Here is a 22,565-nt window from a genome sequence, read left to right as displayed (position 1 = left end):
CCGCCCCACGGCCTAGCTTTGCGGCATGGCAACCCTTCAGCCGCTCCAGGAGGTCGACGATGGCTTCACCTCTTGTCCGCTCACGTCCGGTCCTGTCGATCGGCGCCGCCCTCGTGCTCGCCTGCTCCGGGTGCACGCGCGCACCCGGAGCGGCGAGCGCCGACGCCGGGAAAGTGGTGGTCGCGTGCGGCGCCACCGAGGAATGGTGCGCGGCGATGACCTCGGTCTTCACCTCCGAGACGGGGATCCCCGCGGAGTTCGTCCGCCTGTCCAGCGGTGAGGCCCTGGCCCGGATCAAGGCGGGCCGTGCCGATCCGGAGTTCGACGTCTGGCACGGCGGCCCGGCCGACGGGTACGCCGCGGCGGCCGACGACGGCCTCCTGCAGGACTACGTCTCGCCGAACGCGGCCACCATCCCCGACCGGTACAAGGACCGCGACGGCACCTGGACCGGCGTGTACGTGGGCGTGCTCGGTTTCTGCGACAACACCGAGGTCCTCGCCGAGAAGCACGTGCCGGCGCCCACGTCGTGGGAGGGCCTGCTGGACCCGGCGCTCAGGCAGAACGTCGGCATCGCGCATCCCGCCACGTCCGGCACGGCGTACACGGCGCTGTGGACGCAGGTGGTGCTGCACAGGGGCGCCGACGACGAGGCGCTGGCGTACATGAGGCGGCTGCACCCGAACGTGCTGCAGTACAGCAAGTCCGGCGCGGCGCCCGCGCAGCAGGCCGCCAGGGGCGAGATCGGCGTGGGCGTCGTGTTCTCCCACGACTGCGTGGCCACGCGGGAGCAGGGCTTCACCGACCTGCGGGTCACGTTCCCGGCCGAGGGGACGGGCTACGAGGTGGGCGGCGTGGCGCTGGTCAAGGGGGCGCACAACGTGGCCGGCGCGAAGAAGTACATCGACTGGGCGCTGACGCCGGGGGCGCAGGAGATCGGGCCGACCGTCCACGCGTACCAGGCGCCGACCAACCCGGCCGCGAAGCGGTCGGACAAGACCGCCGACCTGGCCGCGCTGAAGCTCGTCGACTACGACAGCACCGCCGCGGGCGCCCGCAAGCTCGACCTGGTCCGGCGCTTCGACGCCGAGATCGCGAAGGCCCCCAGATGACCGCCCTCGTCGGTTCCCCTCCCGCGCAGCCCTCGCGGGCGCGCCGCAGGCGGCGCCGCGAGACCAGCGTGGCGCTGGCGATCGCCGCCTGCGTCGTCCTCGTCCTCGCCGGCAGCCTCTTCCCGCTCGGCACGGTGCTCGCCTCGGCGCTGTCGGCCGAGGCGTGGCCGCGCTACGCCCGGTTCTTCACCTCGCCGGTGGACCTGCGGATCCTCTGGAACACGCTCGTCCTCGGCGTGCTGGTCGGCCTGTGCGGCACGGCGATCGGCTTCCTGTTCGCCTTCGTGCAGACCCGGCTGGACGTGCCGGGCAAGCGGCTGCTGCACCTCATCGCGCTGACGCCGGTGGTGAGCCCGCCGTTCGCGGTGGCCACGGCCACGATCGTGCTGTTCGGCCGGCGCGGGATGGTGACGCACGACCTGCTCGGCGTCGAGTACGACGTCTACGGGCTGGACGGGCTGGTGTTCGTCCAGTCGCTGTCGCTGTTCCCCGTGGCCTACCTGGGGCTGCTCGGCATGATGCGCGGGCTCGATCCGGCCATGGAGGAGGCCGCGATGACGATGGGCGCGTCCCGGTGGCGCGTCTTCAGGACCGTCATGCTGCCGCTGCTGGCGCCGGGGCTGGCGGCGCCGTTCCTGCTGCTGTTCGTGGAGGCCGTCGCGGACCTGGCCAACCCGCTCGTCGTGAGCGGCGACTACACGGTGCTGGCCAGCCGCGCCTACCTGGCCGTGACCGGCGAGTACGACACCACGGGCGCGGCCGTCTACAGCCTGATCCTGCTGGTGCCGTCCGTGGGCGTGTTCGTGGCGCAGCGGTACTGGCTGGGCCGCAAGGTCCGCACCACGATCACCGGCAGGCCGTCCGGCAGCGTGCACCCGGTCACGGGCTGGGTGCGCTGGCCCGTCCTCGCCCTGGCGATGCTGGTCGCACTGGTCATCGTCGGCCTCTACGGCACCATGGTGGCCGGCGGGGTCACGCGGGTGTTCGGCGTGGACAACGCGCTCACGTTCACGCACCTGCGCGAGGTGCTGCTCGGCGTGGGCCAGGAGGCGCTGAAGGACACGACCCTGCTGGCGGCGATCGCCACCCCGGTCGCCGGAGGGTTCGGGCTGCTCATCGCCTGGCTCGCGGTGCGGCAGTTGGCGCGGACGGGCGGCTGGCTGGACTTCGCCGGGACGCTCGGCGTGGCCGTCCCGGGTACGGTGCTCGGCATCGGCTACGTGCTGGCCTACCGGCCCGCCCGGTACGTCGGCGACCTGCTGGTCCTGCCCGGCCTGGTGGGCGGCAGCGCGGTGGCGGGCGGGGCGCTGGCGATCGTGCTGGCGTACGTCGTCCGTTCCGTCCCGGCCGGGCTGCGTACGGGCACGGCGGCGCTGTCACAGCTGCACCCGAGCCTGGAAGAGGCGTCGAGGAACCTCGGCGCCGGCCCGCTGCGGACCTTCCGCAAGGTCACGCTGCCGCTGATCCGCCCGGCGCTGCTCACCGGGCTCAGCTACGGCTTCGCGCGCTGCATGACCTCCGTCTCGACGATCATCCTGCTCGTCACCCCTGGCACGCACATCATCACCTCGCAGATCCTCAGCGCCGCCAACACCGGCCGCTACGGGGTCGCGTTCGCCTACTGCACGGTGCTGACCGCGATCGTGCTGGCCGGCTTCGGGGTCATCCGGCTGCTCGTCGGGCGCTCCGCGACACTGCACCGCTCCCCCGGAAGGCAGGAACGATGACGGACGAGACCCGCGGGGGGCGCCTCCACCTGGACAAACTGACCAAGGCGTTCCCGGGCCGCGCCGGCGCCCCCGTCGTCGCGGTCGACACGGTCACGCTCGACGTGGCACCCGGCGAGTTCATCACGCTGCTCGGGCCCTCCGGCTGTGGGAAGACCACGACGCTGCGCATCGTGGCCGGGCTGGAGGAGGCGTCGAGCGGGCACGTGCGGCTCGACGGCGAGGCCATCGACGGGCTGCCACCGCAGCGCCGCCCGATGGCCATGGTGTTCCAGAACTACGCCCTGTTCCCGCACCTCAGCGTGGGCGAGAACATCGCCTACGGCCTGCGTACCCAGCGCCGGGCCAAGGACGAGACCGACACCGCCCTCCAGATCGCGCTCACCAGCATGAATCTCGTCGGCCTGGAGAACCGTGCCCCGCACGAGCTGTCCGGCGGCCAGCAGCAGCGCGTCGCCCTGGCCCGCGCGCTCGTCGTGCAGCCGAAAGTGCTGCTGTTCGACGAGCCGCTGTCGAACCTGGACGCCAAGCTGCGCGGCGCCATGCGCGCCGAGATCCGCCGCATCCAGCGGCGGCTCGGCATCACCAGCCTGTACGTCACCCACGACCAGGACGAGGCGATGACCATGTCGGACCGCGTCGTGGTGATGAACAGGGGCCGGATCGAGCAGGCGGCCACCCCCGCCGACATCTACTTCCGGCCGGCGACCGTGTTCGTGGCGGACTTCATCGGCCGGGCCAACTTCGTCGAGGTCGTGCCCGAGCGGATGGACGCGGGCGGCGCAGTCGTCACGGCGCTCGGGCGGACCATGACGGTGGCGGCCCGCCTCGACGTGCAGGTGAACGCCGCCGCCTACCTCATGCTCCGGCCGGAGGCACTGTCGCTCCGCCCGGCCCCCGAGAACGGGACCGGCTCGGTGCTGCGGACCGCCTTCCACGGGCACAGCGTGGACTACGAGGTGGAGACCGCCTCGGGCACCCTGCTGGTGACCGTGCCGGGGCCGGATCCGCAGGGCCTGCTGGCGGAGGGCACGAACGTGACCGTCGGGATCGACCCCGGCCGCGCCTACGTCCTCACCAAGTCATGACAGGTCGGGCAGCCCGAGGTCGAGGTTGGGCCGGTCGATCCCGCCGTCCACTTCGAGCACCTTGCCCGTCACGTACCGGGCGGCCGGGGAGACCAGGTAGAGCACGGCGGCCGCCACGTCCTCCGGCTCGCCGATCCGGCGCAGCGGCGTGGCCTGCTCCATCTGGGCGCGCAGGCCCTCGTCGTTCATGACGATGTCGAGCGCGGAGGTGGCGACCGCGCCGACGGCGATCGCGTTGACCCGAACGGCGGGGGCCAGGTCGAGCGCGGCCAGCCGGGTGTAGTGCGCCAGGGCCGCCTTGGCGGTGCCGTAGGCCAGGTAGCCGCGGCCCGCCACGCGGCCCACGGCGGAGGAGACGTTCACGACCGCGCCCCCGCCCGCCTTCAGCAGGTGCGGTACGGCGGCCCTGGTCAGCTCGTGGGCCACGCCGACGTTGAACTGGAACGCGTTCTCGAGGTGTTTGCGTTTCGTGTCGAGGAACGCGCGGGGCATTGCACCGCCCACGTTGTTGACGACCACGTCCAGGCGGCCGAAGGTGGCCGCGGCCCGCTCCGCCAAGTCCTCGGCGGCGCCCGGGAGCGTCAGGTCGGCGGGGACGACCAGGACCCGCCTGCCGGCCCGTTCCACCTGTTCGGCTATGGCTTGGAGCTGGTCCTCGGTGCGGGCGCAGATCGCGACGTCGGCGCCGGCCTGGGCGAGGGCGACGGCGGTGGCCGCACCGATGCCCCGGCCCGCGCCGGTGACCACGGCCGCGGCGCCGCCGATCTGGAAGCGGTCCAGGATCATGGGCTCAGCCTAAGGACGAACTGCAACCCGTTTCAATACGGCGCCTGGCTACGGCCCGCGACCATCGCCGCCCGCCCTCTTCGTGATCCACATGACCGGCACCCCTCACCGGCCCGGCCACCATGTACCCAACCATGGGACGGCCTGCCGTGAGCGGCGCGGCGGGGGGAGGGTGGGTGGCCCGTGGTCGAGCCGGGCGGGCCACCCGAGGGTCGGGGTCAGACCTCCAGTTTCTCCTCGATGCCCCGGAGCTGGTGCCGGGACAGGGCCAGGTTGGCGCGCCCACGGTCGAGCGCCAGGTAGAGGAACAGCCCCTTCCCCCCGCGCCCCGTGATCGGCCGGATGATGTGGTACTGGCCACCGAGCGTGATGAGGATGTCCTCGATGCTGTCCTTGAGCCCGAGCGAGTCCATCGTACGGAGCTTGGCCTTGACCACCTCCGTGTTGCCCGCCGCGGCGACCTGCAGGTCCAGGTCCTTGGAGCCGCCGAGGATGCCCAGCGCCATGCCGCTGCCGTGATCGACGATCGCCGCTCCGAGGGCGCCGTCGATCGTCATCATCTCCTTGAGAGAGACGTCCATGCTCGCCATTGCTTCTCCCTTTCTGCCAGGGGACGGTTCAGTGCCTACGTGCTGCGACGGCGGCCAGTCCGGCGGCCGTCTTCCTGCCCTCCAGCCGCAGCAGCCCGACGTTCGCGCCGGGCTTGGCCAGGACTGTGAGGACGATGGTGGGGCCGGCGGCGTAGAAGGCCACGAAGCCGGCGGTGCCCGAGATGAGCGTTTCCTCAAGAGCGCCATGACCGGTCATGGTCAGCATCCGCCTGCTCATCGCGAGCAGCGCCGCCGACAGGGCCGCGGTCTGCTCGCCGCGGTCTCCTTCGAGGTCGCAGGCGATCTGTATGCCGTCCACGGTGCAGGCGACGCTTCCGCTCACGTCCGGCGTGCGCTCGCGCAGGAGCGTCATTTCCTCCAGAACCTCTTTCCGCAGCTCCACCGGTGGCTTCCTCCTGAGTACGGGGAACCTCACGCCAGCTCCTCGAGCGCCTTCTTGAGCCGCATCAGCAGCGCCAGATCGGTCGGGTCTCCCGTCACGGGCGGGCCGAGCGGCTGGGCCACCGCCCCGGGATCGTGGGGCGGCCGTTCGTAGGGGTGCCGCGCCCGCTTCGGCAGCCCGGCTCCAGGCGCTTCACCACCGTCGGCGGCCTCATCGGACTCGGCGTCCTCGGCATGCCTGGACCGGCCAGGAGCGGGTACGGCCGTGCGGTCCGGGTCCCCTGGGGCGAGCAGGCCTGTGGCTGCCAGCCTTCTGACCGCCAGCAGCACCGCATAGCCCGACCGGCCGAGCTGCTTGGCCAGCTCCAGTGGCGTGGCCTTGTGGTCGGCACGGACGATCACCTCCCACTGGACCCGGGTCAGCGTCACCCCGTGCCCCGGCAGCCACGGCACCGGCCGTACCGGCAGCGTGTCCACCTCCGCGGACGGCCAGATGTCGGCGAGGTGCGCCCGCCGCCGCGCGCACTCCCGCACCAGCCCCGCCACGTCGAAGAACCACTGCCCGCCGAGCCAGTGCAGCTCCCCCGGCCGGAACTTGGGCCGCGTCCCGCTGATCGGCAGCAGGAAGAAGGCCGCGTCCAGGACCGCGCCCAGCACCGCGAACTGCAGCTCGCCGGGTGTGAGCACCCCCTCCTCGAGGAGCCGCGCGCAGCCGCCGTCCGCCTGGAGCCCGCGCAGCGCCGCCTCCGTCATCCGGCCCCTGGCCGTGAGCAGGCGCTCGACGCCCGGGGTCTGGGCGCACTCCATGTACGTCACGCGCCCGTCGTGGAGGAAGATCGTGCCGTTCCTCCCGAGCCGGAGCGCGCCCGTCGAACGCTCGCGCGCCAGCCCGGCCAGGAGTGCGTCGAGCCTCGTCATGACTCACGTCGTCAGCTGGCTGGAGACCGACCGCAGGCGGTGGCGGGCCAGGGCGAGGTTGGATCGTTCCAGGTCAAGGCGTACGTAGATGACCAGCGGCCCCTCGAAGACCGTCTCCAGCGGCCTGAGCAGATGATGCCCCTTGTCCGTCGTGACGAGCATGTCGTCAATGCGGACGATCTCGCCCGGGCAGGCTCGGGCCAGGCCGTCGGTCGTGGCCCGCAGCGCCTCGGTCAACGCGGCGGCCGACCGGTCGGCGTCCACGCCCGAGGCGCTGCTGAAGGCCACCGCCATGCCGCTGGTGTGGTCGAGCAGCATGGCGTCCAGCGCCCCCGGTATGGACATGACCTCCGCCAGGCAGGTGTCGATTCCGAGCACGTGATCCCCCTCGCCGTAAGTGGAACGGGGGACAGCGTAGGGGGGTTACGAATCACACTGAAGTGGCCCATAGACCTGCGGTTACGCTTTTATGCGGCCAAGGCAGAGAAAACCAATACTCATACACATAGCTCTGATATTTATGAGCATTTCTCGTAATGAATGGCTGGCCGGTTCCCCTGCTGGTCTGCAGGCCGAGGAAGCTGAAGGCAGGGCTCGGGGTGGGATCGACGACGGGCAGGACGAGCCGGCCCCGACTCCGGCGTAGTGGTAGCTGTCGCGGTCGGTGGCACGGGCGAGCCTTGGGTCCGCCGATTCCGTGCGACGCCCCCTCCGGCGGTAGCGTCGTCTTCCATCGAGTCCCGAAGGAGCTGCGGATGACGAGCCTCGGAGCGCCCGGCGCCGGGCCGGGTGGCCTGCACGCGCAGCTCGTGGACGCGCTCGGACACCGGATCGTGTACGCACGCCGGATTGCGCTCGGACGTCTGATTGCGCTCGGACGCCGGATCACGCACGCACGCCCGATCACGCTCGGACGCCGGATCACGCACGCACGCCCGATCACGCAGGCACGCCCGATCACGCACGGCGGCTTCCCCGTAAGCGGCGGCTTCCCCGTGGGCGGCCTCGTCTCCCCTGGACGCGTCAAGTCCGAGTACGAGATGTCCCGGACGGTCGTGCGCGAGGCGCTGTGCTCGCTGGAGGTGCTCGGCATGGTCCGCGGCCAGCGCCACAACGCCGGCGCCACCGTCCAGCCCCAGGAGAGCGGGGCGCTGGTCAACACCCAGGTCATCGCCCGGCGAGCGGACGTCCCCGACGCCTCGCCGGACCGGCGCGAGCAGGTCGTCGAGGCCATCGCGGCCATGGACGCGGCGGCGGCTCAGGCCGCGGCCACAGCGACGGCGGCGCAGTCCGTGGCCGCAACGACGGCGGCGCAGGCCGTGGCCGCGGTGCTCGTCCGCGCGTCACGCGTCGAGGTTCTCGGATCCGCACCAGCATGGGAGAGATGACGTGCCCCTCCAGACCGCTCCAGGCGTTCCGGCGTTCGACCTGACAGGCAGGCTCGCCCTGGTCACCGGCTCGGGTCGCGGCATCGGACATGCCATCGCGCGCGGCTACGCGCTGTCGGGAGCGCGCGTCGTGCTGAACGGCCGCGACCCGGAACGCCTCAAGGCGGCGGCCGCGGCCCTGCGCGAGGAGCTCGCCCCCGGCCGTCCGCCCGGCGACGTGCAGGTCCACGCGTTCGACGTCGCCGATCCGGCGCAGGTCGAGCAGGCCTGCGAGGCCGTCGTCGCGGCGCACGGCTGTCCGGACATCCTCGTCAACAACGCCGGCGTGCAGATCCGCGGCCCCCTGACCGAGCTCCCGGTCGACGACTGGAAACGCGTGGTCGACGTCAACCTCACCAGTGGCTTCCTCGTCGGCCGGGCCTTCGCGCGCCACATGCTCCCACGGGGTAGCGGGAAGATCATCAACGTCTGCTCGGTCCAGAACCACCTGGTACGCGCCACCACCGCCCCCTACGCGGCCGCGAAGAGCGGGCTCGGCGGGCTCACCCGGGCGATGTGCGCCGAATGGGCGTCCGCCGGCATCCAGGTCAACGGCCTGGCCCCCGGCTACATCGACACCGACCTGAACGCGTCCCTGGTCGCCGACCCCGACTTCAGCCGCTGGATCACGCGGCGCACGCCCGCCGCGCGCTGGGGCCGCGTCGAGGACGTCGTCGGCCCCGCGATCTGGCTCGCCTCACCGGCGTCCGACTTCGTCAACGGCCAGGTCATCTACGTCGACGGCGGCATGACGGCGGTGATCTGATGGACGCGAAGGCCCTCGTCGTGACCAACCCCGGGCACCTGACGATCGAGACCCGGGCCACCCCGGCGCCACGGCCGCACGAAGCCGTCGTCACGGTCGTCTACGGCGGCATCTGCGGCTCCGACCTGCACTACTACAGGAGCGGGCGGGTGGGCGAGTCCGTCCTGCGCTCCCCCATGGTCCTGGGACACGAGGTGGTCGGGATCGTCGCCGAGCCCGCCGCCGACGGCTCGGGGCCGCCGGCGGGCGGCCGCGTCGCCGTCCACCCCGCCCAGGTGTGCGGCCGCTGCGGCCACTGCCTGCGCGGCGAGCAGAACCTCTGCGAGGAGCTGCGCTATCTGGGCAGTGCCGCCCGGGTGCCGCACACGGACGGCGGGTTCGCCGAGCGCCTCGTCGTGCCCGCGAACCGCCTCGTGCCGATCCCCGACGGGCTCGACCTGCGGACGGCCGCGCTGGCCGAGCCCGCCTCGGTGGCGCTCCACGGCCTGCGCCGGCCGAGCTCCGGCGTCGAGGGCCGCGACGTCCTGGTGATCGGCGCGGGCCCCATCGGCCTGCTCTCCGCCGCCCTGGCCGCCTGCGCGGGCGCGGCGACGGTCACGGCGACCGACGTGTTCGGCGAACCCCTCCGGCTGGCGCTCCAGGTGGGCGCGACCCATGTCGTACGGGCCGACCGCGGCGAGCCGATCCCCTCCGCCGACGTCGCGATCGAGTCCTCCGGCTCCCAGGCCGGGCTCGTCTCGGCCCTCGAGGCGCTGCGCCCCGGCGGAACCCTCGTCAACGTGGGACACCTGCCTCCGGGCGGGGTCACCGCGCCGCTGCACCTCGCGGTCACCCGCGAGCTGACCCTGATGGGGTCGAGCCGCTTCTACCACGAGATGCCGGCCGCGTTGTCGATCATGAGCCGGGAGGCCGGGCGGTTCGCGCCCATCGTCACGTCCGTCTTCGGGCTCGGCGCGGCGGTGGCGGCGTTCGAGGAGGCGGCCGACGCCCGGCGCTCCAGCAAGGTCCTGCTCGCGTTCGGCTGAACCCCGGTGCCGCCCCGGCCGTACCTCCTGTCGACTGTCGGGTCGGGATGGGCGGGCGATGGCGTACGGCACCAAACACGGCGAGGCGGTGGACGGGCGGACCGGCGACGACCCGCGGCGGATCGGCGGCCACCGCATCGTGCGCCGGCTCGGCTCCGGCGGGATGGGCATCGTCTACCTCGCGAAGAGCCGTTCGCGGCGGCTCGTGGCGATCAAGGTCATCCACCGGCACCTCGCCGGCGACCCGGAGTTCCGGCGGCGCTTCCGCCGCGAGGTCGCGACCATGCGGCGGGTCGCCCCCTTCTCGACGGCTCCCGTGCTCACGGCCGACCTGGACGGCGAGACGGCGTACGTCGTCACCGAGTACGTGCCAGGACCGACGCTGTTCCGCGCGGTCGTGGAGCGGGGCCCGATGTCGGGCTCCGAGCTCGAGGGCCTGGCCATGAGCACGGCGGTGGCGCTGTGGGCCATCCACGCGGCCGGCGTCGTCCACCGCGACCTCAAGCCGTCGAACGTGCTGCTGTCCCCCGTCGGCCCGAAAGTCATCGACTTCGGCCTCGCCTTCGTCTCCGACTCCACGACCCTGTCCGTCACGCGGATGGGGACGCCGGCGTACATGTCGCCCGAGCAGGTGCGCGGGCTGGCGTCGCCGGCCTCCGACGTCTTCGCCTGGGGCGGTGTCATGGTCTTCGCCGCGAGCGGGCGGCCGCCGTTCGGCTCGGGGGCGGGGCATGACGTGCTCTACCGCGTGGTCCACGAGGAGCCCGAGCTCCCCGAGCTGGGCGGCGTGCTCGGCCAGCTGGTGGCGCGGGCGCTGAGCAAGGACCCGGCGGCCCGGCCGACGGCCGCCGAGCTCGTGGACGCGCTCGGCGGGGGCGCCACGCTGCGGCTCTCGCCCGATTGCGTCCCGATCGGGCCCCTTCCACGACGCCGGTCGAGCGGCCGCTTCCCGTACGAACCCCAGGTGCCGCACCCGGCTGAAACCGCCTCGGGCCGGACCCACGCCGTCCCCGAGCAGGGCCACGCCACCCCGGACGGAGCCCACCCCGCCACGGAGAAGGGCCGCACCACGCCGGACCAGGGCCGCACCGCCGGGGACCCGGGCCGCGCCGCGCTGGACCGGAGCCGCACCACCCCGGACCGTAGCCGCACTGCGCCCGACCGGGGCCGCGCCGCGCCGGCGCACAGGGGGCGGCGACGGGGCGCGTCCAGGCGCTGGGCGTGGGCCGGCGGCGCGGTGGCCGCGCTCGCCGTGGCGGCGGCGGGCGTGGTGCTGGTGCCTGGCCTGCTGCCCGGCCTGCCCGCCGTGACCCAGGCGGGCAGCCCGGCGGTGAACCCGTCCGTGAACCCCGCCGTTCACCCCGCCGTCGAGGAGGCGGGCAGGCTGTGGCGGGAGCTCCCCGGCGAGAACCCGCTGCGCGCCGACGGCGTGCGGTTCTACGTGCAGCCGGACACCGACGCGGCCCGGCAGGCGCGGACGTGGTCGGCGCAGGGCAGGACGGCCGACGCCGCCCTCATGCGGTCCCTGTCGCAGGTCCCCCAGGCGATCTGGCTCGCCGGCGGCTCCCCCGCCGACGTCTCCCGCACCGTACGGGAGGCGGCCGCCCAGGCCGCAGGCGGGCGGACCGTCCCGGTGTTCGTCACCAACAACATCCCGGGACGTGACTGCTGGAACGGCGGCGCCCCCGACACCGCAAGCTACCGGGCGTGGATCGACGCGGTGGCCGAGGGCATCGGGAACCGGCCCGCGGTCGTCGCCCTGGAGCCCAGCGGCCTGGCCCGCATGCCCGGCAGCCCCGAGTGCCCGAGGGGCGGGGAGTCCGCCGCCGTCCAGCGGTACGCCGATCTCTCCTACGCCGTGGAGACCCTGACCGGCCTGGCCCGCACCGGCGTCTACCTGGACGGCGGGCTGGCGGGCTGGCCCGCGTTCACGCAGATCGCCGACCGGCTGGTCAACGCGGGGGCGGTGCGCGCCGACGGCTTCTACGTCAACGCCGTCGGCTACCGGCAGACCGCGCGATCGCTCACGTACGCCGCGAAGCTGTCCAGGTGCGTCTACCTGAGGGCGGCGTCGGGGACCGCCTCGTGCGCCGACGCGGCCCTGGCCGCCGTGCCGGACGACGCGCCCGGCCTGCCGCACTTCGTCGTCGACACGAGCCGGAACGGGACCGGCGAGTGGCAGCCGCCCGCCGGGCGCTTCCGGGTGCCGGACGAATGGTGCAATCCCCCTGGCAGAGGCGCGGGCGCCCGGCCGTCCGCCGACACCGGGAAGCCGCTGGCCGACGCGTACCTCTGGCTCAACAGCCCGGGGTTCTCCAACGGCCAGTGCACCCGGGGCACCCCGGGACCGGCCGACCCGGTGTACGGCATCGTCACCCCGGCCTCCGGCCAGTGGTGGCCCGACCAGGCCCTGGAACGGGCGCGCAACGCCGTCCCGCCACTCACGCCGGCCCCCTGAAGCCGGCTCATCCGCCTTCCACCGCGTACTTCACCAACGTGGTGAGCACCTCCTTGACCGACGTGCGGTCGCGGACGTCGCAGAGCACGATCGGGATGCGCTCGTTCAGCGCGAGCGCCCGCCGGACCTTGGCCGGGTCGTGGCGGCGGGCGCCTTCGAAGCAGTTCACGCCGACCACGAAGGGGACGCCGCGCTGCTCGAAGTAGTCCACCGCGGGGAAGCAGTCGCCCAGGCGGCGCGTGTCGGCGAGCACGACGGCGCCCAGCGCGCCGAGGGCCAGTTCGTCCCACATGAACCAGAAGCGGTCCTGCCCGGGGGTGCCGAACAGGTACAGCCACAGCCCGTCGCGGATGGTGATGCGGCCGAAGTCGAGCGCGACCGTGGTGGTGGTCTTGGACTCCACGCCCGAGGTGTCGTCCACCCCGATGCCCCGCTCGCTCAGCAGCTCCTCGGTGTGCAGCGGCCGGATCTCGCTGATGGTGCCGACCAGGGTGGTCTTGCCGACGCCGAAACCGCCCGCGATGAGGATCTTGATGGCCAAGGCCGAGGCGACCGCGGTCGTCCCCGGCTCAGAGGCTGCGTAGTCCATGCAGCACTTCCCTGTAGATGCGTTCGTCGATCGTCTGCGCCGCGGGGCGCGGGCGCTCGATGGTGACAAGGCCCTCTCGCCGCAGATCGCTCAGGATCACCCGGGTGATGTTGAGCGGCAGCCTGAGGTGCGCCGCGACGTCGGCCACCGGCGTGGGCCGCTGGCACAGCGACAGCACGGCGCGATGCTCCGGGAGCAGCTCCGTGGGCTCGTAGGTGCCGGCGACCGTGGTGACGATGGCCACCAGGTCGAACGCCTCGCCCTGGGGGCGCGCCCGGCCCCCGGTCAGCCCGAAGAGCCGGAGCAGCGGCCCGGGATCCTCCCCGGTCACTGTCTCGCGCCGTTCCAGGCGGGTGCCGGTGCCGCTCCCCTCGGCTGCGCGGAGAGGTGCTCGCCGACCCGCTTGACCATGAGCGCCATCTCGTACGTGACCATGCCCAGCTCGGCGTCGCCCGTGGCGAGCACGGCCAGCCTGGCGCCCTGGCCGGCCGCGGTGACGAAAAGGAAGCCGTCCTCCATCTCGATGATCGTCTGCCGTACGCCGCCCATGCCGAAGTGCCGCCCGGCGCCCATGGCGAGGCTGTGGCTGCCGGCGGAGATGGCGGACAGGTGCTCGGCGTCCTCGCGGGTCAGGTTCCGGGAGCCGCCCATGGCCAGCCCGTCGGCGGACAGCACGATGGCGTGCCGGATGCCGGGGACGCGCTGGGTGAGGTCGTCCAGCAGCCAGCTCAGTTCACTTCTCGGGTCGGGCATCGGGATGGTCGTCCTTTCGGTTCCACACGTCTTCTCCCTGCTCCACTTGCCGGCGGCCTTGCTGCCAGCCGCGTTGCATGGACGACATGAGTTGTGCAAGCTCCTCCGGCGAGCGCGCCGAGGTGCTGCGCCGGTCCGCGCGTCTGGCGGAGCGGAGCTGGGGAGCAAGGCTGGCCTGCGGCACCCGCATGGGCAGCCCGTCGAGGTCGTCGTCGGCCTCCTCGGCCGGCACCGTGACGCTCCAGCCCGCGGGCGGGCCGGGCGGGGTGGCGGGGCCGGGGACCGGCATCGGGATCCGGATCGGCCCGGTGGCGGGCCCATCACCCGGCCCGTCCACCGGCCCGTCCGCGAGCCCATTGGAAGACCCGTCCACAAGTCCGCCCACGAGTCCGTTCGCGAGCCCATTGGAAGGCCCATCCGCGAGTCCGTTCGCAGATCCGCCCGCGAATCCGTTCGCGAGCCCGTTCCCGATGGTCGGAGTCGGGGCCGGTCCGGCCTCGAACCAGGTCCCGCGCTCCGGCGCGCGGGCGGGCGCGTCCGGCCCGAGGGGCGGGAAGGGCTCGGGCGCGACGGCCACCCCGCCGGGCCGGGACTCGGCGGGCCCGGTGCCGAGCGCGCGCATGGGCCTGGCGATGTGCGCGGCGACGCGGTCCGCGACGGGCGCCACGGCGACCGGCGGCTGGAGGTTGACGAGCAGGGAGGCCGGCAGCAGCACGATCGCGGTGGTCCCGTCGTACGGCGAGCGGCGCAGCGACACCTTGATCCCGTGCCGGGCCGCGAGCCGGGACACCACGAACAGGCCGAGCCGGTCACTGTCGGCCAGGTCGAACTCCGGCGGGTCGGCCAGCCTGGCGTTGAGCTCGTCGAGGGTGGCGTGGTTCAGCCCCAGGCCCCGGTCCTCCACCTCCAGCGCGAAGCCGTTGGCCGCCGTCATGCTGCGGATGTGCACGGTCGTGTCGGGCGGGGAGAAGACGGTGGCGTTCTCCACCAGCTCGGCGACCAGGTGGATCACGTCGGTGACGGCGGGGCCGACCAGCAGCGGGGCGTTCGGCATCGGCACGACGGTGACCCGGGTGTAGTCCTCGACCTCCAGCCCCGCCGCGCGTACGACGTCGAACAGCGGCACCGGGTCGCGCCAGCGCCGCGCGGGGACGGAGTCGGACAGGATGATCAGGTTCTCGGCGTGCCGCCGCATGCGGGTGGTCAGGTGGTCGAGCTTGAACAGGTCCTCCAGGACCTCCGGCTCCTCGACCCGGCGTTCCATGGTGTCGAGCAGCGTGAGCTGGCGGTGGAGCAGCGCCTGGTTGCGCCGGGCCAGGTTGAGGAAGACCAGGCCGACGCCCTTGCGCAGGGTCGCCTGGCCCACGGCCGCCTCGACCGCCGTACGGCGTACGGCGGAGAAGGCGTGCACCACCCGGTCCACCTCGGCGGTGTCGGCGCGGTCGAGGCCGGGCGCCTCGGTGGCCGGGTCCACGTCGTCGCCGCGGCGCAGCCGCTCGACGAGCCGGGGCAGCCGCCGCTCGGCCAGCTCCACGGCCGACTCCTGCAGCCGGCTGAGCTCGGTGATCAGCGAGCGGCCGAACCGGTACGACAGCGCGACCGACGCCACCACCGCGGCCAGCCCCAGGAGCAGGACCAGGCCGATCCGCCAGTACGCGCCGGACTTCTGGGACTGCGCCTCCGCCGCGGTGCGGGCCAGCTCCGTCTGCGTGTCGCGGCTGATCGCGCCGAAGATGGCGTCGGCGTCGCGCTTCCACACGGTGGGGTCCACGGGCGGCGCGCCGCCGCTGGTGTCCCAGCCGAACAGCAGGTCCTCCGCGTCCACCAGCCGCTTGTACGACGCGCTGGCGACCAGCCGGTCGTAGTTCGCCCGCAGCTCGGGGCCCACGTCGCGCTCGGCGTTGGCGAAGACGAGCCGGCGGCTGGTCATCGCGGAGACGAACGAGGCCCGGTCCCTGGGGGTCATCTTGCGGTGCACGATCGTGGTGGTGAGCACGGCGTGCTCACGGCCCAGATACTCGGCCGCGGCGCTGTAGGCCGCCATGCCGCGCACCGCCTGGTAGGACGAGACGTCGCTGAGCGCGTCACGGTCGTTGAACTGCCCGTTGGCGACGCTGATCAGGTTGTTGTACGCCTCGATGATGGTCAGCGGCGGGGCCAGCACGCCGCCGTCGGCGGAATCGCGCAGCGACTGCAGCCCGTCGAGCGCCTGCAGCAGCGCCTGCACCTGGACGGGGGTCTCCCCGTCCGCCGCCCCGACGTCGAGGGCGCTGATCACCTCGCGCAGGTGCTTGGCCTTGCCGTCGGTGACCCGCCGCTGCTCGGCCAGCGGCTCGTACGAGCCGGTGCCGCGGACCGCCTCGGCCGAGAGCTGGCGCTCCCGCTGTAACTCGACGATCAGCTGCAGCACCGGTGACCCGATGCCCTCCCAGCGGTCCTGCGCCTGGGAGACGGTGATGATCTCCTCAACGCTGGAGTAGGCGATGAACCCCCACAGAGCGACCATGGAGACCAGCGGAAGCAGGAGAATCCTGAGCAGCTTGGTACGGATCGGCGGGGGCGAACTCATCCATCATGTCCAATTCCGCGCACCGGATGATGCGCCGCCGGGCAGTCGCGAACCGGCACTACCCCGAGAATGTCCGCCACGACTGGCACGCCTGTGGTGCGTCCACTATGCCGATGGGGCAGGGGTACTTCAAGGTACAGATGCGAAGAAACATCACGAATGGCGGGTTGACTCTTTGTCAGCACACGGTTCGTGACCGTAACGACCCACATCTCACTCAGAGTGACGATCTTGGAACTCCGGATGAACACAGGGCGAACCGACGTCCTGCCCCGATATGCAAATAAGTCCATAAATAGCCTTTCTAGGGCTTTGCAGAGGTGGAGCTACAATTAAGAGTGAAGGAAGGGGGAAGCTCATGGGAGGAGGCGCGGACTTTGGCGCGGTCGAGTCGCTGGATCGCGAGACCCAGCACTTGACCCAGGCCGAACTTGACCGGCTGCGTGAACTGCTGACCGCCACAACCGGCGATGGCAGACAGTAGATCGCATCAATTTCCGGAATCCTCGCGGCGGGCGGGGCGGCCATTCTGCGAGACGGAACGGGCGGTGCCGGTGGACGAGGCCGGAAGGCGGGTTTCCGCAGCACTGACCGCGCTCGGCCTGCGGGCGGAGCTCGTGGACGCGGGCGACGGCCGCGACCCGACCGCCTGGCGGTGCCGCCTGTTCGGCGGCGAGGGGGACGTCTCACCGGTCGCGTGCGGGATGGGCAAAGGACGCCCAGACGAGGCACGCGTGGGCGCGCTGTTCGAGGCCGTGGAGCATTACCTCACCGGCCCCGCCGGCTTCGACCCCACCGCCGTGCGGTCCGTTCCGCCTGCCGCGCTCGCCACGGGACCCCTGCAAGGGGACGCTTGTGCGTTGCTGCTGACCGGGACGCCCGGTGGGCGGATGGCTTGCATGCGCTACCACCCGCTCGGCGGCCCGGCCCTTCCCCGTACCCACACCGAGGCACTAGTGCCGCTGTTCCTGTCTGCTCCCTGGTACGTCGAGATCGGTGCCGCCCCGCTGCGTGAGCTGGCCGGGGACGACTGCGACTACGCCCACCTGATGCGCTACAGCTGCAACAGCGGCTCGGCCGTCGGCGTCACCGCTGCCGAGGCGCTGCTGCACGCCGTCAACGAGGCGATCGAACGGGATGCTCTGTCCCTGCTCCTGATAAGGGCTTTCCTGGGCGGGGACGGCTTCCGGCCCAGGCTGATCGACCCGCGGACGCTTCCGCACGGCCTCGCGCGGGCGTACGCGACGGCGGAAGAGCTGACCGAGTCAACGGTGCACCTGCTGGACATCACCAGTGACCTCGACGTGCCGACGATGCTGGCGTACACGGCTCCGACCTCCCGGCATCCGCACCGGCGCGGCGGCGGGACCTCGCTGGACCCGGCCTATGCCGTCTGGCGCGCCCTCACTGAGCTCGTCCAGACCACGCTCGGCGAGAGCCTGCCGCACTCCGGTGCCGCCGTACGCGGCGATCTGACAGGGCTGGCGGCGCACCCGGCGCTGCTGGCGTGCGGGCGGTTCGACCTCACCGGCGCCCTGCGCGAGGCGCATATGGTCCCCTTCCCGCGGGCCGCCGCGGCTGCCGGGCCCCCCGGCAGCCAGTTGCGGGAAGTGACGGCGATGCTGGCCGCGCGGGGCCACCCGGCCTACCACCGCATGGTGCGCGTCCTCCCCTGCGGGGTCACCGCCGTGCACGTGATCGTGCCGGACCTGGAGCGGTTCATGCTGATCATCGACGGCAACCTCGTCCTGCCCGGCCGACGGGGGCTGGCCGCCGCGACCGGCAGAGTTTCCGAATCAATGCCGCCCAATTGGCAGCCCCATCAATGAGGTGACAGGTTTTTCCGTTTTATCGACCTTCCGTAGAGAATGATCATCCTCTTTATGCCATCAAATCTGCACATACTGGTTATATGTCCGCACGATATTGGCAGAATCGCCAGGCCAAGACGTCAGTAGTGATAGGTGTTCTCCTCTTGGTTCTGGCCACCGTGATCCTGGCCGTGGTCGGCAAATTCCCGAAGGAGTGGGGGATACCAACCGGAATCGCGCAGATCGTGGCGGCCGTGACGGCCGTCATAGGGCTGGGCAACGGCCTGGTGCAGTTCCTGTCCTGGTGGCGCAAGCATGGCACGGTCGTGTCCGCGCCCACGTCCGCCACCATCGCCACCGCGAAGGACGTCCTCGCCGGACTGGTGACCCAGCAGTGGCGAGACGAGACGGTCGTGCGCTCGCTATGCGACCCCGAGCCCATGCCGCTGCCCTGGCACTCGACCGGGCATCGCGAACTCGCCGACCGTCCCGAGATCATCGCCAAGGGCACCGTGGCCTTCCCCGGCCTGGACGTGCACATCGCCGACATGGCGCGTAAATTTCGCGCCCTGCGCTGCCGCCGACTGGTCATCCTGGGCGGTCCCGGCACCGGGAAGACGACTCTGGCCGTGCAACTCCTGCTCGAACTGCTGCGTACGCGAGAGCCGGATGAGCCCGTCCCGGTGCTGGTATCCGCCGCTCGCTGGGACGACCGCGTATATCGGCGGCTGCAGGACTGGCTGGCCTCGAGCCTGGCAACGGACTACCCCGCGTTGCGCGCGGAAGCCCTCGGCACGGACATCCCGGAGACGCTCGTGACCCGTGGCGAGGTGCTGCCCGTCATCGACGGGCTGGACGAGCTGCCCGACACCGCCCGCGCCGACATGCTGAACGCACTGAACCGGTCACTGTACGAGACCGACCAGCTGATTCTCACCTGCCGTACGGAGCAGTTCGCCGAGTCCGTCGAGGAGATCGGCGACGCCCTCACGGCAGCGGCGGTCATCGAGCCCCAGCCCATGTCCCCCGCTGCGGCGGCCGGCTACCTGGAGGCGTGCCTGCCTCCCGTGCCCCACCCTGTCTGGCGCCAGGTCCTGACGGAGCTGCGCAAGGGCACCGTTCCCGCCATGTCCGAGATCGCCTCGACGTCTCTGGGGCTCTGGCTGGTCCGTGCCACATACATCGCGCCGCGGGTGGATCCGACGCCGCTGCTGGAGCTGGGGCGCGGCAGCGCGGCCGAATTGCACGACCATCTGTGCGACCAGCTCATCCCCGCCCTGGTGAGCACGCGGACGCCCGCCGGCGGCCCGCCGCAGCCGTTCCGGCCGCAACACACGTGGACCCCGGAGCAGGTCGACCGCTGGCTCAGGTACCTGTCCCGCCAGCTCGCGCGCAACCAGGAGGACACGCGCGACATGGCGTGGTGGCATCTGGCCCGCTTCACCTCCAGCCGCACGGTCCGGATCGGGGCCGCCATCGTGGTCGGGGGCATGGTCTGGCTGGCCTTCGCACTGCTGACAGGGGAGCCTTACCTCGGCGCGATGATCGGGCTGTTCTCCGCTCTCGTGTCCGAGATTCTGATCGGTTCCTGGTTCACCGAGTCGCCGGGACACGCCGACTTCCACCTCCGCGGCAGGCTCGCCGAACTCCTCCCCGCCCTTCAGGACGGGCTGATCGTCGGAGCTCTGGGGGCCGTCATCGGGTGGCTCATGCCCTACGCGAGCAGGACGCCAGAATTCGCCGCGAGGTCCTCGGTGCAGATCGGTCTGCTGTCCTTCATCGGGTTCGTCGCCCTGCTCAGCCTGATCCGCTGGGTCGAGAGCCCCACCGTTGATCTGACAGCGCGATCCCCGCGCTCCACCTGGCAGGCCGACAGAAACCTGACCGCCATCCGGATCATCGGCGGACTCGTCGTCGGGTTCGCGACCGCCGGCGTCCTGCTGTATTCAAGGCTCCCCACGGGCATGGCGATTATGGTCGGCCTGGTGCTGGGGCTGCTGTTCGGGCTCGTCCTCGGCCGCCACCACGCCTGGCTGGCCTACAAGCTGACGGTCCCCCGCCTGGCCAGCCGGGGAAGCCTGCCGCTGCGGGCCATGGACTTCCTGGACGACGCCCACCGGCTGGGCCTGCTGCGCACGGAAGGGCCGTACTACCAGTTCCGGCACATCGAACTGCAGCAGCACCTCGCGAACGGGCGGCACGTGGCGCCCGCGACCCCGCCCGTCAGGGCTGCCTCGCATGGGGACGGCCCTGGCGGGCAGGACGGACGCACATAGCCGCATCGGGGGCGTCATGGTCACTTCAGGAGGCGTCTTCAGACGCAAGCCGGTGGAGCTCATCGCCACCGAGCACGAGGGCGAGCTGGCCAGGTCGCTCGGCTTGTGGCAGCTCACCGCCATCGGGGTGGGCGGCATCATCGGCGCGGGCATCTTCGCCCTGGCGGGCGCGGTCGCCAACCAGACCGCGGGGCCGGCCGTGCTCGTCTCGTTCATCATCGCGGGGATCGCCAGCGCCGCCGCCGCGTTCTCCTACGCCGAGTTCGCGGGCCTGATCCCGAAGGCCGGGTCCGCCTACACCTACGGGTACGCGGTCCTCGGGGAGATCGTCGGCTGGTGCATCGGCTGGGACCTGCTGCTGGAGTACACCGCCATCGTCGCGGTCGTGGCCATCGGCATCTCCGGCTACTTCGGCTTCCTCGTGCAGCAGCTCGGCTTCACGCTGCCCGCGTGGATGCTCGGCGCGCCCGGCACCGGCGCGGGGCACGTGGTGGACCTGTTCGCGGCGATCCTGTGCCTGTTCATCGCCTTCCTGCTGAACCTCGGGATCCGCGCCGCGGCCAGGTTCGAGACGTCCGTGGTGGCCATCAAGGTCGGCGTCGTGCTGCTGGTGATCGTGGTCGGGTTCTTCTACATCAACCCGTACAACTACACCCCGTTCTTCCCGTTCGGGGTCAGCGGAGCGATCACCGGCGCCGCCACCGTGTTCTTCGCGGTGTTCGGCTACGACGCGATGAGCACCGCCGCCGAGGAGTCGCGGGACGCGCGGCGGCACATGCCGAAGGCGATCATCTACTCGCTGGCCATCTCCATGGTCCTGTACGTGCTGGCCACGCTCGTGCTCACCGGCATGCAGAACTACCGGGAGATCGATCCCGAGAGCGGCTTCTCCTCGGCGTTCGCCTCCGTCGGGCTGCCCGGGCTCGCGTCCCTGATCGCGGCCGGGGCCGTGGTGGGCATCCTCACGGTCATGTTCACGTTCATGCTCGGCGTCACCCGGGTCTGGTTCTCGATGAGCCGGGACGGGCTGCTGCCAATCTGGTTCGCCAAGCTGCATCCGGTGCGCCGGGTGCCCACGCGGGTCACCTGGATCGTGGGCGTCGCGTCGGCGTTGATCGCCGGGTTCCTGCCCATCCGGGAGGCGGCCGAGCTGACGAACATCGGGATCCTGCTGGCGTTCGTGGTCGTGTGCGTGGCGGTGATCGTGCTGCGCTACCGGCAGCCCGACCTGCCGCGCCAGTTCCGCATGCCGGGGATGCCGGTGGTGCCGGGCATCGGGGCGCTCTTCTCGATCTGGCTGATCACGTTCCTGAATCCGGTGACGTGGCTGCGCTTCGCCGTCTGGTTCCTGATCGGGCTGATCATCTACTTCGCCTACGGCCGGCGCCACTCGGCGCTCAATTAGCCCGGGCCGGGCACGGCCCCTCCTGGGAGCCGCGCCCGGTCGCGCCGCTCAGAACGGGCAGGTGTCCGTCCACTGGGTCACCAGTGAAGTGTTGTTCCGGTCGGCGTCCCGCGGGCTGCCGCACAGGAACGGGGCGAAGCGGGCTGATGGCGGCGGTGCCGCCGGAGCCGATCCGCAGCCACTGCGGGTCGCCGAAGGCGCTCGACCAGCGCGACGACAACGAGAGAAGTTCTCATGCTCCACCTCTGTGGGGCAGTAAGGCCGGTCACAAGAGCTCTACGCCGCCCCGGACCATATGCGGCGGTGAAAGCACCGCAACCGCTGAGCGGAAGATGAATGCGGGAAGTTCCGGCGGGCGCGCCGTGTTGGTGCCGAGCATGGGACACCGCTTCGCTGACGGCGACGTCATCAAGCGCCTGCTTCACGAGGCGCGGCACTGGGCCTTCGTGGGCCTGAGCGACAACCCGGAGCGCACGGCCTACGACCAGGCCCGGCTGCTCCAGGCACGCGGCAAACGGATCATTCCCGTCCATCCGGCCGCCGAGACCGTGCTGGGCGAGCCCGGGTACGCGTCGCTGGCCGAGGTGCCGGACCCGCTGGACGTCGTCGCCGTGTACCGGCGGGCCGAGCTGGCGGGGGAGTCGGTGGACGAGGCGATCGCGGCAGGGGCCAAGGCGATCTGGCTCCCGCTCGGCGTGATCGACGAGGCGGCCGCCGAACGCGCCCTGAGCGCCGGCCTCGACGTCGTCATGGACCGCTGTCCGGGCGTCGAATGGGCACTACGCAGAGACGCCTGAACGGGCGCTCCGCGGGGACGCCTGAGCGGCCGCTGCCTGGAGGTGCCTCGGTGGGCGGGCGGGGCT

General features: G+C 72.0%; 20 protein-coding genes. 11 read left to right on the top strand and 9 right to left on the bottom strand.

What is annotated here, in order from left to right; all coding sequences use genetic code 11:
• Positions 1–59: 59 nt before the first annotated feature.
• The 3 genes from HD596_RS29225 to HD596_RS29215 are packed head-to-tail and all read left to right on the top strand — an operon-like array spanning position 60 to position 3,927.
• Positions 60–1,112, top strand: coding sequence for an ABC transporter substrate-binding protein (locus HD596_RS29225; protein ID WP_185072506.1), 1,053 nt, complete (start codon positions 60–62; stop codon positions 1,110–1,112).
• Positions 1,109–2,839 carry an ABC transporter permease gene (locus HD596_RS29220; protein ID WP_185072505.1) on the top strand — a complete coding sequence of 577 codons (1,731 nt, stop codon included), beginning with the start codon at positions 1,109–1,111 and terminating at the stop codon, positions 2,837–2,839. The genes HD596_RS29225 and HD596_RS29220 overlap by 4 nt, the downstream gene beginning before the upstream one ends.
• Entirely contained in the window at positions 2,836–3,927 is a 1,092-nt protein-coding gene (locus tag HD596_RS29215; RefSeq protein WP_185072504.1) for an ABC transporter ATP-binding protein, read from the top strand. The genes HD596_RS29220 and HD596_RS29215 overlap by 4 nt, the downstream gene beginning before the upstream one ends.
• Here the strand turns inward: HD596_RS29215 and HD596_RS29210 are convergent.
• The 5 genes from HD596_RS29210 to HD596_RS29190 all read right to left on the bottom strand — a co-directional run bounded on the left by HD596_RS29210 (position 3,922) and on the right by HD596_RS29190 (position 7,001).
• Positions 3,922–4,713 (bottom strand): SDR family oxidoreductase, encoded by a 792-nt coding sequence (locus HD596_RS29210; RefSeq protein ID WP_185072503.1) that lies wholly within the window; start codon positions 4,711–4,713, stop codon positions 3,922–3,924. The two genes, HD596_RS29215 and HD596_RS29210, sit on opposite strands and share 6 nt — an antisense overlap.
• Before the next feature lie 218 nt (positions 4,714–4,931).
• A complete protein-coding gene (locus tag HD596_RS29205) occupies positions 4,932–5,303 on the bottom strand; it encodes a hypothetical protein (RefSeq protein WP_185072502.1) in 372 nt (123 codons plus the stop codon).
• A 28-nt stretch (positions 5,304–5,331) separates the two neighbouring features.
• Positions 5,332–5,739: a roadblock/LC7 domain-containing protein gene (locus HD596_RS29200; protein ID WP_313044957.1), complete on the bottom strand. Its 408-nt coding sequence runs from the start codon at positions 5,737–5,739 to the stop codon at positions 5,332–5,334.
• Positions 5,736–6,623: an ADAM 12 protein gene (locus tag HD596_RS29195; protein WP_185072501.1), complete on the bottom strand. Its 888-nt coding sequence runs from the start codon at positions 6,621–6,623 to the stop codon at positions 5,736–5,738. The genes HD596_RS29200 and HD596_RS29195 overlap by 4 nt, the downstream gene beginning before the upstream one ends.
• Positions 6,624–6,626: 3 nt before the next feature.
• Positions 6,627–7,001, bottom strand: coding sequence for a roadblock/LC7 domain-containing protein (locus HD596_RS29190; RefSeq protein WP_185072500.1), 375 nt, complete (start codon positions 6,999–7,001; stop codon positions 6,627–6,629).
• Positions 7,002–7,378: 377 nt separating this feature from the next.
• Between HD596_RS29190 and HD596_RS62165 the strand changes: the two genes are divergently transcribed.
• From HD596_RS62165 to HD596_RS29165, 4 genes are read left to right on the top strand one after another with little or no spacing between them, the layout of a single operon-like run.
• Positions 7,379–8,011, top strand: coding sequence for a hypothetical protein (locus HD596_RS62165; RefSeq protein WP_246554920.1), 633 nt, complete (start codon positions 7,379–7,381; stop codon positions 8,009–8,011).
• 1 nt (position 8,012) lies between these two features.
• Positions 8,013–8,816 (top strand): SDR family oxidoreductase, encoded by an 804-nt coding sequence (locus tag HD596_RS29175; protein WP_185072497.1) that lies wholly within the window; start codon positions 8,013–8,015, stop codon positions 8,814–8,816.
• The gene (locus HD596_RS29170) at positions 8,816–9,841 is read left to right on the top strand and encodes an alcohol dehydrogenase catalytic domain-containing protein (RefSeq protein WP_185072496.1); all 1,026 of its coding nucleotides are present in this window, start codon (positions 8,816–8,818) and stop codon (positions 9,839–9,841) included. Before HD596_RS29175 ends, HD596_RS29170 begins: the two co-directional genes overlap by 1 nt.
• A 58-nt stretch (positions 9,842–9,899) precedes the next feature.
• Entirely contained in the window at positions 9,900–12,299 is a 2,400-nt protein-coding gene (locus HD596_RS29165) for a glycoside hydrolase family 6 protein (RefSeq protein ID WP_185072495.1), read from the top strand.
• A 7-nt stretch (positions 12,300–12,306) separates the two neighbouring features.
• Here HD596_RS29165 and HD596_RS29160 read toward each other — a convergent pair whose 3' ends face one another.
• Genes HD596_RS29160 through HD596_RS29145 form a run of 4 tightly spaced genes read right to left on the bottom strand, consistent with a single transcriptional unit; the run spans position 12,307 to position 16,210 of the window.
• Positions 12,307–12,888, bottom strand: a complete 582-nt coding sequence (locus HD596_RS29160) for a GTP-binding protein (protein WP_185072494.1) — start codon at positions 12,886–12,888, stop codon at positions 12,307–12,309.
• Positions 12,869–13,219, bottom strand: coding sequence for a DUF742 domain-containing protein (locus HD596_RS29155; protein WP_221519575.1), 351 nt, complete (start codon positions 13,217–13,219; stop codon positions 12,869–12,871). Before HD596_RS29155 ends, HD596_RS29160 begins: the two co-directional genes overlap by 20 nt.
• Positions 13,216–13,641 (bottom strand): roadblock/LC7 domain-containing protein, encoded by a 426-nt coding sequence (locus HD596_RS29150; protein WP_185072493.1) that lies wholly within the window; start codon positions 13,639–13,641, stop codon positions 13,216–13,218. Before HD596_RS29150 ends, HD596_RS29155 begins: the two co-directional genes overlap by 4 nt.
• Positions 13,622–16,210: a sensor histidine kinase gene (locus HD596_RS29145; protein ID WP_185072492.1), complete on the bottom strand. Its 2,589-nt coding sequence runs from the start codon at positions 16,208–16,210 to the stop codon at positions 13,622–13,624. Before HD596_RS29145 ends, HD596_RS29150 begins: the two co-directional genes overlap by 20 nt.
• Positions 16,211–16,758: 548 nt before the next feature.
• Here HD596_RS29145 and HD596_RS29140 point away from each other — a divergent pair.
• The 4 genes from HD596_RS29140 to HD596_RS29125 all read left to right on the top strand — a co-directional run bounded on the left by HD596_RS29140 (position 16,759) and on the right by HD596_RS29125 (position 22,499).
• Positions 16,759–18,039 carry a YcaO-like family protein gene (locus tag HD596_RS29140; RefSeq protein WP_185072491.1) on the top strand — a complete coding sequence of 427 codons (1,281 nt, stop codon included), beginning with the start codon at positions 16,759–16,761 and terminating at the stop codon, positions 18,037–18,039.
• 146 nt (positions 18,040–18,185) lie between these two features.
• Positions 18,186–20,297: an NACHT domain-containing protein gene (locus tag HD596_RS29135; protein ID WP_185072490.1), complete on the top strand. Its 2,112-nt coding sequence runs from the start codon at positions 18,186–18,188 to the stop codon at positions 20,295–20,297.
• A gap of 16 nt (positions 20,298–20,313) precedes the next feature.
• Positions 20,314–21,702: an amino acid permease gene (locus HD596_RS29130; protein WP_185072489.1), complete on the top strand. Its 1,389-nt coding sequence runs from the start codon at positions 20,314–20,316 to the stop codon at positions 21,700–21,702.
• Positions 21,703–22,079: 377 nt separating this feature from the next.
• A complete protein-coding gene (locus HD596_RS29125; RefSeq protein ID WP_185072488.1) occupies positions 22,080–22,499 on the top strand; it encodes a CoA-binding protein in 420 nt (139 codons plus the stop codon).
• Positions 22,500–22,565 lie beyond the last annotated feature (66 nt).

This window comes from Nonomuraea jabiensis (assembly GCF_014204795.1).
GTDB classification, from domain to species: domain Bacteria; phylum Actinomycetota; class Actinomycetes; order Streptosporangiales; family Streptosporangiaceae; genus Nonomuraea; species Nonomuraea jabiensis.
The sequence above is the reverse complement of the archived record's forward strand: the minus strand, read 5'-3'. Positions and strand labels throughout refer to the sequence as shown.